The organism is Staphylococcus sp. GDX8P80P (genome assembly GCF_017893095.1).
Lineage (GTDB): Bacteria > Bacillota > Bacilli > Staphylococcales > Staphylococcaceae > Staphylococcus > Staphylococcus borealis.
Map to the genome: position 1 here is coordinate 1 of NZ_JAESMI010000053.1, position 16,136 is coordinate 16,136.

At 33.0% G+C, this 16,136-nt stretch carries 8 protein-coding genes and 1 other annotated feature; of the genes, 2 read left to right on the forward strand and 6 right to left on the reverse strand.

All coding sequences use genetic code 11. The features are described from left to right. The 5 genes from KA858_RS05835 to KA858_RS05855 form a co-directional block, all read right to left on the reverse strand. Window positions 1-2,622 (reverse strand): SasC/FmtB family protein (locus KA858_RS05835; protein WP_210135220.1); only part of this gene is annotated, 2,622 nt, incomplete at its 3' end. A gap of 290 nt (window positions 2,623-2,912) precedes the next feature. Continuing rightward, a complete protein-coding gene (locus tag KA858_RS05840; protein ID WP_210135221.1) occupies window positions 2,913-9,161 on the reverse strand; it encodes a SasC/FmtB family protein in 6,249 nt (2,082 codons plus the stop codon). Window positions 9,162-9,387: 226 nt separating this feature from the next. Further along, the gene (locus tag KA858_RS05845; protein WP_070855356.1) at window positions 9,388-9,699 is read right to left on the reverse strand and encodes a rhodanese-like domain-containing protein; all 312 of its coding nucleotides are present in this window, start codon (window positions 9,697-9,699) and stop codon (window positions 9,388-9,390) included. Between the two features lie 21 nt (window positions 9,700-9,720). Further along, the gene (gene leuS, locus KA858_RS05850; RefSeq protein WP_210135222.1) at window positions 9,721-12,135 is read right to left on the reverse strand and encodes a leucine--tRNA ligase; all 2,415 of its coding nucleotides are present in this window, start codon (window positions 12,133-12,135) and stop codon (window positions 9,721-9,723) included. A gap of 47 nt (window positions 12,136-12,182) precedes the next feature. Next, window positions 12,183-12,365: a binding site (T-box leader), on the reverse strand. A gap of 68 nt (window positions 12,366-12,433) precedes the next feature. Beyond that, window positions 12,434-13,624 (reverse strand): MDR family MFS transporter, encoded by a 1,191-nt coding sequence (locus tag KA858_RS05855; protein WP_210135223.1) that lies wholly within the window; start codon window positions 13,622-13,624, stop codon window positions 12,434-12,436. A 109-nt stretch (window positions 13,625-13,733) separates the two neighbouring features. Here KA858_RS05855 and mnmL point away from each other — a divergent pair, with 109 nt between their 5' ends. Next, complete coding sequence (gene mnmL, locus KA858_RS05860; protein ID WP_210135224.1) at window positions 13,734-14,693, forward strand: tRNA modification radical SAM protein MnmL/YtqA; 960 nt, start codon at window positions 13,734-13,736, stop codon at window positions 14,691-14,693. Next, the gene (gene mnmM, locus KA858_RS05865) at window positions 14,690-15,250 is read left to right on the forward strand and encodes a tRNA 5-(aminomethyl)-2-thiouridylate-methyltransferase MnmM (RefSeq protein WP_053030528.1); all 561 of its coding nucleotides are present in this window, start codon (window positions 14,690-14,692) and stop codon (window positions 15,248-15,250) included. Before mnmL ends, mnmM begins: the two co-directional genes overlap by 4 nt. 139 nt (window positions 15,251-15,389) lie before the next feature. Here mnmM and KA858_RS05870 read toward each other — a convergent pair whose 3' ends face one another. After that, window positions 15,390-15,791: a transcriptional regulator, SarA/Rot family gene (locus KA858_RS05870; protein WP_193839196.1), complete on the reverse strand. Its 402-nt coding sequence runs from the start codon at window positions 15,789-15,791 to the stop codon at window positions 15,390-15,392. Between the last annotated feature and the right edge of the window lie 345 nt (window positions 15,792-16,136).

A 16,136-nucleotide genomic window follows, 5' to 3' on the forward strand; every position in this document is an offset into this window, starting at 1 on the left:
TGCCTTTTCTTCATCTGTAGCGTTTGGAGTTCTATCTATTTCAGATTTCTTCACATTTGCTTGATCTATTATTGCTTGTCTAGCAAGATTCTTTTTAACAGCGTTAACTTGTACATCATTGATTTTGTTAACTGCATTCTCTTTTGCAGTCGTAACATCAGTATTATGCACACCTCGCTCTATATTCAATCGTGCTTGATTAGCAATTTCATCAATTTTTGCTTTCGCTTCATTTTTTTCTTCAATTGTTGCATTATTATCGTTATCAATTATGGACTTTTTAGAAGCAATAGCCCTTTCTAATTCTTGTTTCATATTATTTCTATGAACTGAGTTTGGTGCAATTTGGCTAATATGATTAGTATTTGTAGTTTCAGCTGTTTCAACTAATTGGTTAGTTGTAGCATTTCTCACATCATTTATCGCATTAATGAGCGCTTCATTGACACTTGTTTTGGCTGTTTCTCTTTCTTCAAATGTTGCATTTGTATCATTTTCAATTGCAACAAGTTTTTCATTAGCTTTATCTTGTAACGCTTGTATCGCTTGTTGCTTAATTGTTGGAATAACATCTATAGGATTAATATCAACAACCGCTTGATTCTTTCTTTCTGAAATTTCATTAGTATTAGATGCGTTTTCAATATCTCTATTTTTTTCATCCAATGTTGCTTTTAAGAGTGTTAAAGCAGTATCTTTTTCTTCTCTAGTCGCATCATTATTATTATTAATTGCTGCTTTACGTGACTCTGCAACTTGATCTATATCTAGTTTTGCTCTCTCTTTATCCAATTTTAAAGTTAAATCATTTATAGTTGCTTGATTTTTTCTTTCACTTATAGGCGTATCATCATTTTCATTTAAAATTTGACGTGATGCATTGAGTACATTTTGCATTGATGACCAAGCTTCTTGTGAATAGTCATTTTGGTTTAAATGCTCTATTTGCGCAGATATTTCATTGAATTTTTCTTGTAAAGCCGTTTTATACATTTCGACAGTAACAGATTGTGTTTGAACAATAACATTGCCTTTTCTTTGATCAGATTCGGTTTTAATATATTCGTTATTACCACCATATCTAAAATAATTATCGTCAGCATTCAAACCAAAATCACGACTTCCATTTCTTCTATTCATATTTATACCATCTGTAGCATAAACTAATGTTGCATCAAAATCTTTTTTAATAGGTTCTGAAGTCGGTAATGAAACAGTATAAGTAATGTTTTTAATAGTTCCTGGCTCTATTCTATCTACATTTAATGTTAACAATCTATTAGAAGTATTATAATTTGCTCTAGCGTTTTGAGCTGAAATGAATTGAGCTCCCTCAGGTAAGGTCACTTTAAATTGTGTTTTATTTGAACGGGAATGCCCCTTATTTTCAAGTGTGACATTTAATGTAGCATTCACAGTTGATGTATTAGCTGATGGGGATGTAACTTTATATTGTGTTTCAGTAGTAGTTGCTTTTAAGTAAGCACCACTATTAACTTTCACATCTGCTAATCCACTTCCACCAAAATTATTATTACCTTTTAAAATTCTACCGCCATTTGCACTTTCATAACTTCTTTTTTCAAAGGTTTCAAACATAAATCTTAATCTCGATATATTGTTAGGCACATTAAATACACCTGTAAATAAACCAAATGATTTACCTGCTGTATTTGGTCTACCTGCGTAAAGTAAATCTGTAGGATTATTCGCATCATATATAGAAACTTTAACACCATTGATACCTTGCGTATTACCCATTGAAGTACCCATGAAGTTGAGTTGAACTTCTGATCCTGGCGTAACATCTATATCTTGGTATATTGGACCAACTGTTTTATCTGCTGCTACCCCACTAACATTACTTGGGTATTTCGATAATACTGCGGCAATTTTATTTTTAGTTTTGTCAAAAATATAGGGATTATATGGTGGTAATGCTTTAGGCCCCCATATAAGTGGTATTTCTGTTTGATCATTATCTTTAACATGCCATCCTGTAATCTTACTTGCCTGGTTCAATTCAGACACAGTTTGATTAGTAGGTATGACTGCCCCGTTAGACGTATCAGTAAACGTTCCATTAATAATTTGGCCAGAATTTGTTTCATTTAAACTCATCTGATCTTGATTATTATTTGGAACAATTGTGTCAGTAGAACGTTTAGTTCTTTTATGTACTGATTGATTTTCATTTGGATTAATATGGTTACCTTCATTTGTTGAAAGATTTTTAGTAGTTGGATTTGCATTATCAGAAACTGTTCTTTGATGATTATCAAAAGATAAGTCATTTGTTTTTTGCTTATCTATATTTTGAGGTGCATTTAGATTTTCTACTTTAGATTTAATTTCACTATTATTCTTTTGAGTAGTTACTAAATTGTTAACAGTTACATTACTATTATTTTCATAATCTATGTATTTATCATTATTATTTATTGATTTATCAATGGTTTGAGATTTAACATTTTGTGAGGTAGTTTGCGAAGAATTACTTTCTTCCTCTTGAGTTGCTGCATGACCTGGGTGTGATAAGAAAGTCAGTGTAGCTATAACAGTGGAAAATATTCCTACACTAAATTTACGAATACTAAATTTCTGTTTTTTAAAAAGATTCATTATTGTCCTCCTTGATGTTCTTGTCTTGTTGTAATAGTAATAATGCATAGTTATGAGTGTTGCTATTAAATTGTATTATATGATTTTATGCAATTAGTATCATACTTTTTTATAATATCATCAATCATCTGAAATAACCACAATAAATTTTTATTTGAATAAGATTTTTATAGAGTATAAAGCTTTTTAAAATTATATATTTAATCATTACATGTTATTTACAATTATTCACTTTAAATAAAACAGACCCCACAAATATATGAGGTCTGCTTACACTTGATAATTATTGTTTATTTATTATCTTCATTTCTCTTGCGGTTTTTAAAGAATAAGAATAATCCACTAATTAATGCTATACCAGCTAACGGTGATTGATGTTGACTATCTATACCAGTATTTGGTAATGTCTTAGTCTTTTTGTTAGTGCTAGATTGAGTATCAGATTGCTCTCCAGAATTTTTAATGAAGCTTCTTACCTTACCACTATCATTACGATTTAATAGGTCATTTTTAACTTTTGAAACTTCTGGGTTTACCTTTTCTATATCTTCAATCGCTTTATTTGCAATTGAATCAACGTCATTATTATTTATATCTTTATTCAATTTTTCTAAAGCATTTTTAACGATTTCATCAATCACATTTTTCGCTTTATTTCTTTGTTCGTCTGTTAGGCCATTTAAATTATCAATTTTATTTTTTTGTTTTCTCGCTTCTTCTAAAATATTCTTTTTAGCTTGAGGTTTTTTAACAATTTTGATTTTAACTTCTTTTATTTTAGAAGTGAAATTAACTTGAACTTTATCAACATCGTCATTAGTTTTTGCATTATCTATTGCTCTATTAGCCTTATCAACTATTTTATCAACCTCTGCTTTTGCTGCATCTTTTTCTTCTTTAGTTGCATTGTGATTTTTATCGATTTCGTCTTTCTTAGCTTTTGCTAGATCTAAAAGTGCTTGTTTCGCAACAGTTTTCTTAGTAGTATCTGGTTGAATTTTTTTAATAATATCGCTACTACTATTTTTGGCATGATCTACTTCGTCGTTTGTAGTTCCTTGAACTATATTATCTTTTGCTTTTTTAGCTTCTTCGTCGACTTTAGCTTTTGCAGTGTCTTTTTCTTCTTGAGTTGCATTGTGATTTTTGTCGATTTCGGCTTTCTTAGCACGTACTAATTCATCGATTGCTTTTTTAGCTTCGTCTTTTTTCACTACTTCAACTACAACACTATTAATGCCATTTGTTCCGTTATTTTTAACCTGATCAACATCACTATTTGTAGTAGCTTGATCTATTTCTTTTTTAGCTTTAGTGACTTCTTCATCTACTTTAGCTTTTGCTGCATCTTTCTCTTCTTTTGTTGCATTTGGTGTTTGATCAATTAACTCTTTTTTAGCTTTAGCTACTTCATCTATAGCATTTTTAGCTTCAGGTTTTTTAACTGTTTCAGGTTCAATTGGTGTTATAGCTGTCTGGCCGTTATTTTTTGCTTGGTCAACTCCGTCGTTATTTGTTGCTTGATCTATAGCACTCTTAGCTTTAGTAACTTCTTCATCTACTTTTGTTTTTGCTACATCTTTTTCTTCTTGAGTTGCATTTGTGTTATTATCAATTGCTTGCTTCTTAGCTTTAGCAACTTCGTCAATTGTACGTTTTGCTTCTGACTTTTTAACTGTTTCAGGTTGAATAGATGTAATGGTATTAACGCCTTGATTTTTAGCTTGATCTACTGTTTCGTTTGTTGTCGAATTATCAATAGATTGTTTTGCTTTTGTTGCTTCTTCATCTACTTTTGCTTTTGCCGCATCTTTCTCTTCTTTAGTAGCTTCTTGATTTTGATCAATTTCGGCTTTTTTAGCAGTCACCGCTTCATCGATTGCTTGTTTTGCTTCTGCTTTTTTAACAACTTCTGGTTGGATTTTTGCTATAGCTGAAGCGCCGTCTGTTTTAGCTTGATCTACATCATTATTTGTTGATGATTGGTCAATGCTATTTTTTGCTTTTGTTGCTTCTTCATCTACTTTTGCTTTCGCTGCGTCTTTCTCTTCTTTAGTAGCTTCTTGGTTTTGATCAATTTCGGCTTTTTTAGCAGTCACTGCATCATCTATTGCTTGTTTTGCTTCTGCTTTTTTAACAACTTCTGGTTGGATAGATGAAATTGTTGTTTCACCTGATGTTTTAGCTTGATCTACATCATTATTAGTAGAAGCTTGATCAATCGCTGCTTTGGCTTTTGTTGCTTCTTCATCTACTTTTGTTTTAGCAGCATCTTTTTCTTCTTGAGTAGCATTTTCATTATTATCAATTTCTTGTTTTTTAGCTGATACTGCCACATCGATTGCTTGTTTCGCCTTAGCTTTTTTAATAGTTTCTGGTTCTATTGAAGAAATGATTGTAGATCCATTCGTTTTTGCTTGGTCAACATCATTATTTGTAACGGCTTTATCTATAGCTGATTTAGCTTTTGTTACTTCTTCGTCAACTTTTGCTTTCGCTGCGTCTTTCTCTTCTTGTGTAGCATTAGAAACTTGGTCAATTTTAGCTTTTTTAGCTGTAGCAGCATCATCTATTGCTTGTTTCGCCTCAGCTTTTTTAATTGCTTCAGGTTGAATTTTGTTAATAGCTGATATTTCATTATCTCTAGTTTCATGTACAGCATCATTAGTGCTTGCTTGATCAATTGCTTGTTTAGCTTTAGTTGCCTCTTCATCTACTCTAGCTTTGGCTGCGTCTTTTTCTTCTTGTGTAGTAGTGCCATCTTGATCAATTGTATTCTTTTTAGCTGTTACAGTTTCATCTATTGCTTGTTTTGCTTTAATTTTTTCAATTGACTCTGGTTGGATATTATGAATCGTGTTAACACCATTGTCTTTTGCTTGATCTACACCATCATTTGTTGTTGCTTGATCAATTGCTGCTTTGGCTTTAGTGACTTCTTCATCCACTTTTGCTTTGGCTGCATCTTTTTCTTCTTGTGTTGCTGTAGGATGTTGGTCAATTTCTTGCTTCTTAGCAGTTGCTGCATCGTCAATTGCTTGTTTCGCTGTAGATTTTTTAACTGCATCTACTTGAATACCTGCAATTGTAGTAGTTTCTGAATTTTGAACTTGATCTACATCATTATTAGTATTTGCTCGCGTAATTGCATCCTTAGCTTTTTGTACTTCAGCATCTACTCTTGCTTTGGCTGCGTCTTTTTCTTCTTGTGTAGCGGTTGGATGCTGATCAATTTCATTTTTCTTAGCTATCGCTGCATCATCGATTGCTTTTCTAGCGGCAGCTTTTTTAACTACATCAGGTTGAATAATTGATATTGAATTAGTACCTGAGTCTTTCGCTTGATCAACACCATCATTTGTTGTTGCTTGATTAATCGCTGTTTTTGCTTTTGTAGCTTCAGCATCTACTTTGGCTTTTGCTGCGTCTTTCTCTTCTTGTGTAGCATCACTATTATTATCAATTGCTGCTTTCTTAGCAGTTGCACTATCATCGATTGCTTGTTTTGCTGATGATTTTTTAATTGTATCTGGTTGGATACCTTCAATAGTTGTTACACCAGATGATTTAGCCTGTTCTACTTCATTATTTGTATTAGCTTGATCAATCGCTGCTTTGGCTTTTGTAGCTTCAGCATCTACTTTGGCTTTTGCTGCTTGTTTTTCTTCATCTGTAGCATCGTTAACAGTATCAATTGCTGCTTTCTTAGCAACAACTTCATCATCAATCGCTTTTCTTGCTGCTGCTTTCTTCACAGTGTCAGGAAGAATTCCAGAAATAATAGCAGTATTGCTGTTAGTTGCTTCATCTACCGCACTATTAGTAGTTGCAGCATCAATTGCAGCCTTTGCTTGTTTTGCTGCTTCATCGATTTTAGCTAAAGCTACATTCTTCTCTTCTTGAGTAGCCTCATTATTATTGTTGACTAATGCTTTTTGATTTAAGACTGCAGTATCAATCGCTTGTTTTGCAGCAGGTTTTTTAGCTATTTCAGGTTGAATATTATTAATTGTACTAGTACTGTGCGCTTGAACTTCATCGACACCATCATTATTTGTAGATTGATCAATAAGTCTATCAGCATTTCTAACTTCATCTGTGACTCTTTGAATCGCAGCGTCTTTTTCTTCTTGTGTTGCATCACTAATTTGATTAATTAGCGCCTTTTTAGCTTCTGCAGCTTGGTCAATAGCCTTTTTAGCATTTGCTTTTTTGATTACAACAGCATCAATACTATTAATAACGTTTGTTCCATTAGTTTGAGCTTGGTCTACATCATTATTTGAAGTTGCTTGATCAATTAATGCTTTCGCCTTGTTAGCTTCTTCAGTTGCTTTTGCCATAGCGACATCTTTTTCTTCTTGTGTTGCATCATAGTGACTATCGATATAAACTTTGCGCTCAGTCAATGCCGCTTCAATAGCTTTTTTCGCTTCTGCTTTTTTAGATGCAGTCACATTAATTGTGTTAATTTGAGCGATTTTAGCTTCTTTTGAAGGAGCGATATCACTACTAATAGTTAAATTATCAATTTCACCTTTTGCTTCTGTGTATTTATTTTGTAATTTAGTTAAAGCGACTTGTTTTTCTTCAGTAGTAGCTTCAGTGTTACTATTAATGACATTTTCTCTAGCTTTAGCAGCTTTATCAATATCAAATTTAGCTTTTGCTTTTTCTAGGTTTAATAATAAATTATTAATTTTGGCTTGATTCTTTCTATCTGTTAATGGCGTTGATTCAGTTTCATTTTTAACAACTTTTGCATTCGTGAGTGCTGTTTGAAGATTGTTCCACGCCTCCGTAGAGTAATCATTTTGATTTGCTTGAGCAAGTTCTGTTTCAATCTCACTTATTTTATTATTGATAGCATCTTTATACATAAAGACAGTTACAGATTGTGTTGGTGCATTCGTAGTACCTTGTCTTTGATCACTTTCAGCAATAATAAACTCATTATTACCACCATATCGTAGGTAGTTATTATCACCAGGTGTTTGCGTAGCAAGGTCTCTTGAACCATTTTTTCGGTTCATGTTAATACCTTCAGTTTGATAAATCAGATTACCGTTAAAATCTTTTTTAATTGGAACTGAAGTAGGTAATGATACAGTATAAGATATATCTCTTGTAGTACCAGCATCTATTGGATCAACATTTAGTGTTAGTTCTCTTGTATCTTCATTGAATGAACCTGTTGCATTTTCAGCAGTAACAAAAGTTGCCCCTTCTGGTAAAACAACTTTATATTGAGTTTTATTAGAACTTGAGTGTCCTTTATTCTCAATTGAAACATTTAATTTAGCATTGACATTAGGTGAGTTCGCAGATGGAGAGTTAGCTTGGTATTCTGTTTGAGCTGCACTCACTTTTAAGTAAGCACCAGTATTCACAGAAACGTCAGCAACTACGCCGCCACCAAAGTTATTAGGTCCTTTAAGTAAACGATGACCGCTATAAGTGTCATGACTAACATTCACTAAAGATTCGAATTGAACTCTGATTCTTGAAATATTATCAGGTACATTAAATACCCCTTTAAAAATACCAAAAGGTTGGCCACTCGTTTTAGGTGTACCTTTATATAATAATGTTGAAGGATTATTAGCATCATAGACATATAAACGTGCACTATTGAATCCTGATACATTTCCCATTGATGTACCAATAAAATGGAATTGCAATTCAGAACCTGGTGTAACATCGATATCTTGATAAATCGGTCCTACACCATTATCTGGTCTACCATATGATAAGTTATCACTATATTTAGATAATACAGCACCAATTTTGTTATTAGTCTTATCGAATGTAACATACGTATATGATGGTAAAACTTTAGGTCCCCATACTAGTGGAATTTGTGTTTGTTGACTATTGACTACTTGCCATCCTGGTATTGTACTTGCAGCATCCATAGCTGATTCTGTTGCTGCAGTAGGAAGTTCCGCACCGTTAGATGTATCAGCGAAATTACCATTAATAATTTGACCTGAATTTGTTTCATTAATTGCCATCGGATCCTGCTGCGATTGTGTATTTGAAGTCGCATCACTGGCATCACGTTTCACTCTTTTATGTTTAGCCGTGTTACGCTTTTCATTTGATGACGTTTTTTCTTCTGATAATGGTTGATTAGTGTCAACATTATGATCTTTAGACTTTGTCTCATCTAAATCTTTGTTTGAAGTTTTATTGTTACTTAAAGTTTCAGACTTGCTCGATTTAGCACTTGTATCATCAACTGAGTTTTGTTTTGGTGCAGGATTTTTATCTGCTTTCGTTTCCACTTTAGAAGGTGGGTTGCTTGTGTCTTCTTTAGATTCTACTTGTGAAGATGCATTGTCAGGAGCAGTTGATTTTTGATTAGTATCATCTGTACCGCTTGTTTCAGTAACCTTTTGTTGAGCAGATTGACTTTGCTCATCCAATTCAGCTGCATGTCCTGTATGTGTGATAAATGCTAATGTAGCAATCACTGTTGAGAACGTACCAACTGTAAATTTACGTATACTGAATTTTTGTTTTTTAAATAGATTCATTAAATATCCTCCTTGTAGTCTGATCTTGATGTCCTTGATTTAATGAATTAGTCAAAATATAGTCTAAATCCTATTTGACCATTTACGGAATTATTCTATCACTATTAATCATTGTACGCTAGTGTATTTTTAATTATTATGATAAATATTTTATAAAATATAATTTAGTCCTCTTAAAAATTAAAAAAGCGACTGACATTTGAATTTGTCAGTCGCTTATGCATGATTAAATACTATTTATTTCTGTACCTGCAGTGCCCCATTCGTTCATACCACCTTCTACATTAATAGCATGAATATCATGGTCTTCTAAATATTTCACAACTTTTGCACTACGCATTCCAGCTGCACAGATAATATAGTATGTGTCTTTGTCATTAAAATAATTTAGGTTATCAGGAATTTGATCCATTGGAATTGTTTTAGCTCCAGGTATAACTCCCATTGCAGTTTCTTCGTCAGTTCTAACATCCACAATGTTAACTGGATTAGATTCTAATACTTTCTCTTTTAATTGATCTACTGTAATAGATTCCATTATTAAAACTCCTTTTATTTATTATTTAGCAACAATGTTCACTAATTTTTGAGGCACAGCAATCACTTTTTTAATGTCTTTACCCTCTATAGATAGTTTAACATTTTCGTCTTGTAATGCTAATGCTTCCATCTCATCTTTAGACGTGTCTTTAGGAATATTCATTTTGGCTCTAACTTTACCGTTAACTTGGACAACAATTTCTACTTCTGCATCAACTAATAATGATTCATCATAGGTTGGCCAAGGTTGGTAAGTAATCGTATCATCATTACCCAATCTGTTCCATAATTCTTCACCAATATGAGGCGCAATTGGTGCTAACATTTTAATGAAACCTTCTGCATATGGTTTATAAATAGTTTCTGATTTATAACACTCGTTAATAAATACCATCAATTGGCTAATAGCTGTGTTAAAGTTCAATGAATTAAAATCTTCTGTTACCTTTTTCACAGTTTGGTTAAATACTTTATCTAATTTAGTGTCATTGTTTTCAACTACTTTATCTGTTAATGAACCATCTTCATTAATGAATAATCGCCATACACGATCTAAGAAACGTCTAGAACCGTCAAGTCCATTTTCACTCCATGCAATCGCAGCATCTAATGGTCCCATAAACATTTCATATAAACGTAATGTATCAGCACCATGAGAATTGACAATATCATCTGGGTTAACTACGTTGCCTTTTGACTTACTCATTTTCTCATTACCTTCACCAAGAATCATACCTTGATTATATAATTTTTGGAAAGGTTCTTTAGTTGGAACAACACCTAAGTCAAATAAAACTTTATGCCAAAATCTTGCATATAATAAGTGTAGTACTGCGTGTTCAACACCACCAATGTATAAATCAACTGGCAACCAGTGTTTTAATTTTTCTGGATCAGCTAACATCTTACTATTATGAGGATCGATATATCTTAAATAATACCAACAGCTTCCTGCCCATTGTGGCATTGTATTCGTTTCACGACGACCTTTCATGCCAGTTTTCTCATCAACGACATTTACGAATTCATCAATATTAGCTAATGGAGATTCTCCAGTTCCTGAAGGTTTAATTTCATCTGTTTCTGGAAGTAATAAAGGTAATTCATCTTCTGGCACTGTAGTCATAGAACCGTCTTCCCAGTGTATAACTGGAATAGGTTCTCCCCAATAACGTTGTCTACTGAATAACCAATCTCTTAGTTTGTAGTTTACTTTCTTTTCGCCTGCACCTTTAGTAACTAATAGTTCAATTGCTTTAGAGATCGCCGCTTCATTATCTAAGCCATTTAATTCACCTGAATTAATATGTTCACCAACACCTGTGTATGCTTCTTTTTGAATATCTCCACCAGCAATCACTTCGTTAATTGGTAAATTAAATTTAGATGCAAATTCATAATCACGTTCGTCATGCGCAGGTACAGCCATGACTGCGCCTGTGCCATAACTAGATAGTACATAATCTGCAATCCAAATTGGTAATGTCTCACTTGATAACGGATTGATAGCGTATGCACCCGTAAACACTCCTGATTTATCTTTTGCTAAATCAGTACGTTCTAAATCGGATTTCTTTGAAGCTTCTTCTTGATATTGTTTAACCGTTTCAAGTTTATCGGCAGACGTAATTTTATTTACTAAAGCGTGTTCAGGACTTAATACTAGGAAAGTCGTACCATAAATTGTGTCCGGTCTTGTAGTAAACACATCAATACTTTCATCACTGTTATCTACTTTAAAAGATACGCTTGCACCTTCAGATCGGCCAATCCAATTACGTTGCATATCTTTAATAGATTCAGGCCAATCCAGTTCGTCTAAGTCTTCTAATAAACGATCAGCATATTCCGTAATTTTTAGTACCCATTGTTTCATTGGACGTCTATAAACAGGATGTCCTCCACGTTCAGATACACCGTCTACTACTTCTTCATTAGATAATACAGTACCCAATGCTGGACACCAGTTAACGGCTACTTCATCAACATAGGCTAATCCTTTATTGTAAAGTTGAATGAAAATCCATTGCGTCCATTTATAATACTCAGGATCTGTCGTATTAACTTCTCTATCCCAATCATAACTAAATCCTAATTCTTGAATTTGACGTTTAAACGTTTGAATATTTTGTTGTGTAAATTCTCTAGGGTCATTACCAGTATCTAAAGCATATTGCTCTGCCGGTAAACCAAACGCATCCCATCCCATTGGATGAAGAACGTTATAACCTTGCATACGTTTATATCTAGAAACAATATCCGTAGCGGTATAACCTTCAGGGTGTCCAACATGTAAACCTGCTCCTGATGGATACGGGAACATATCTAACGCATAAAATTTCTTTTGACCTAAGTTATCACTTGTTTTAAACGTTTTGTTGTCTGCCCAATAGTTTTGCCACTTTTTCTCAATTTCCTTATGATTATATCCCAAATCTATTTCCTCCTATAAATAAAAAAACATCTCTAACTATTATTTATGATAGGGACGACGAATAGCCGCGGTACCACCCTAATTCACATATTATGTGCACTTTATAATAGTAAGAGATGTTTTAAATTTAATTATTTAACGGTAAGTTCACTTAATTCTTAACACTAGTTCTCACCACCACTAGCTCTCTGATGAAAAGTATTTAAGCTACTACTCCAATACATTTTAATATTATGAGATTCAAGCAGTAATTGCAAGTAGTAGTTATTAATTTATTTCAACTTACTCTTAAATATAGTTACTGTCTTGAACGTTTTGCTTGTTCTCTTTTAGGCAGACCCTTATCAAAAATTGAAAGGAAAATAATTCCAATGATTAATAAAAGCATGATACCGATAAACATTGCACTCATGTTAAACGTATCTACTAATAATCCACCAATCAAAGGACCAAATGCCTTACCAACAGTTGATGCTGAATTGACAACACCTTGATATTGACCTTGTTTACCTTCAGGTGCTAAATAGTTAGCGATTGTTGGAACAGCAGGCCATACAAACATTTCACCAAACGTTAAAATAATCATTCCGATTAGAAATACAGTAAATTGTTCTGCAAAACTAGTAACAAAGAATGACAACATAAATATTAAAATTCCAACAAACATTTGATGTTTTAAGTTTCCTTTTAATAACATAATCGCTGGTCTTATTAACGGTTGCGCAACTAAAATCATAATACCATTCACTGTCCATAATACACTATATTGAGACATTGAAATATTTAATTCTTGCGTGAATGATGCAATTGTTGTTTCCCATTGAATATAAGCAATCCAACAGATAGCAAACATGACACATAATAATAATAGTGCAATAAACCTTTTTTTATTTTCTTTATTATGAATATCTATACTGTCGGGTGTTCGAAATTTAGCATGATACTCAAGATTGAACTGCGTTATTGCAACAATTGCAAATAAGACGTACATGATTAAGTTAGCTAAGAAGATATAATTAAAACTTAATTCAGCCACGAAACCACCCATTGCTGCGCCCGTTGCTACACCAATGTTTTGAGCTAAGTAGATAGCATTAAATGTTGTTCTTCCCCCATTAGGCCAAACGGCACCAGCCATTGCATATATTGCGGGAACTATCATACCTCCACCAAAGCCTAACAGTACTAACCAAACTGCATACCATGGCCATCCATGGAAGAAGTTTAAGAGTGTCGTACTTATTAAACAAGTAACAGTACCAATCATAATTGTTCGATAGCCGCCTAATTTATCGAATAATGAACCCCCTAATAAATTTCCGACTACCATTCCAAATGAATTAACCATTAGAACAATCGCAGCAATTGTCAGGCTCTTACCCAGCTCTTCTTTCATATAAATTGTGTTTAAAGGCCATAAAAAGCTAGAGCCAGTTATATTCAGTGCCATACCTATAACTAGCCACCATACTGATCTAGGTATATTCATACTATTAGTCCCCTCTTTATATTTTTGTTGAACCACATTAAACACTATAACATTAAAGTATGTTAAAATCTTTACTTAGAACTAAGTTAGATAGAAAGGAAAATGTGTTATGGGTAACTATTTCCCGTATGCCTTTGAAAATAAACGATATCATACATGGAATTACCATTTAAAAAATAGATTTGGGCAAAAGATTTTTAAAGTAGCGCTGGACGGTGGATTTGATTGTCCTAACCGTGATGGCACAGTTGCACATGGTGGTTGTACATTTTGTTCAGCAGCAGGAAGTGGCGACTTTGCTGGTAATAGAGCTGATCCAATTGAAGTTCAATTCCAACAGATTAAAGATAGAATGCACGAAAAATGGAGCGAGGGTAAATATATTGCTTATTTCCAAGCCTTCACTAATACGCATGCACCAGTAGAAGTATTAAAAGAGAAGTATGAGCCTGTCCTTAAAGAAGAAGGCGTTGTTGGTTTGTCTATAGCAACACGACCAGATTGCTTACCAGATGACGTTGTAGACTATTTAGCAGAGCTTAATGAACGTACTTATTTATGGGTAGAATTAGGTTTACAAACTGTCCATCAAGAAACATCTGATTTGATTAATCGTGCACATGATATGCAAACTTATTATGAAGGTGTGGCAAAGTTAAGAAAACACAATATTAATGTTTGTACACATATCATCAATGGATTACCAGGAGAAGACTATCAAATGATGATGGAAACAGCTCGTGAAGTAGCGCAAATGGATGTTCAAGGTATTAAAATCCATTTACTTCATTTATTAAAAGGTACGCCAATGGTTAAACAGTATGAAAAAGGAATGCTTGAATTTATGTCTCAAGAAGATTATACCAATCTAGTTTGTGATCAACTTGAGATTTTACCTCCAGAAATGATTATACATCGAATTACTGGAGATGGTCCTATCGACTTAATGGTTGGTCCAATGTGGAGTGTTAATAAATGGGAAGTTTTAAATGAAATTGATAATGAATTAGCAAGACGCGAATCATATCAAGGTAAATATTATCAAACTGAAGAAAAGGTCAATTTATGAAATTAGAACGTATTCTCCCCTTTTCAAAAACGTTAATAACTGAACACATTAATTCGCAAAGCATCGTCATTGATGCAACTTGTGGCAATGGTAATGACACAAAATTCCTTGCGCAACAAGTTCCAGAGGGTCACGTATTCGGATTTGACATCCAAGCATCTGCTATTCAATCCACTTATGAAAAGGTAAAAACATACGATAACGTAACGCTCATTCAAGATGGCCACGAGAATGTGCAACAACATATCGATTCTAACTATAAAGGTCATATTGATGCCGCCATCTTCAATCTTGGGTATTTACCTAAAGGAGATAAATCTATCGTTACGAAACCAGAAACTACTATCAACGCGATTAATAACATCTTTGATTATTTAAGTGTTGAAGGCATTATCGTATTAGTTATCTATCACGGCCACCCTGAAGGTCAAATTGAGAGAGACGCTTTATTAACGTTTCTAGAAGCATTCGATCAAAATAAAGCACATATTCTTAAATATCAATTTATGAATCAAGTGAATCATGCACCCTTCATTTGTGCCATTGAAAAACGTTAGCTTTAACATCTAACAAGAAACCTAACATTCTAAATAAGAATACAAAAAATCCACTCCAAAATATTAATTACGGAGTGGATTTTTTATATAACACGCTTATAGTATAAGTCAATATGACATCAAACTGAGATTTGATTACTTAAACACGCATTAATAAATTTAAACTGTTTTCTAATATTTCATATCGTTTTTTTATAGTTGCGGTAATGAAATCTAACAGTTCATTTTTCTGTTCTTGTTTAGCTTCATTAAAATGTATAATTACAGTACGTTCATCATCCAAAGGACGTTCTTTAAAAATCCATTCAGAGTGAACCAATTTATTATATGTACGGGTACGTTTATAAGACTTAATATTAACGTAACTATCCATTTCTTTCAGCGTCATAGGACCTTTGTCCCATAAAGTAAGTAAAATTAAAACCTCTTCTTTAGTTAAATCATAAGTTTCATATATTACTTTAAAAATTGAATTGATTTCCTTACAGACTTCTTCAAGCTGTAATATCATTGAAACATTCTCTCCTGCTTGATTACTCATGCTGCTCCCTCCCTAACCGATTGTACACATTCTGATTTTAAAATGATTAAATTATCTGTCACTATATATTTACCCAATTATCACTATTGTAATTAAACAATTTATAATAGCTCCCAAAAATTAACTAACATTAAAGCACATGTTAAAATACTTTAAATTTTAAACTCTAATAGACAAATATATAATTAAATTATTAATGATATACTATTTACATAGTCAAGTCCAGACTCCTGTGTAAAATGCTATACAATGTTTTTACCATTTCTACTTATCAAAATTGATGTATTTTCTTGAAGAATAAATCCATTCATCATGTAGGTCCATAAGAACGGCTCCAATTAAGCG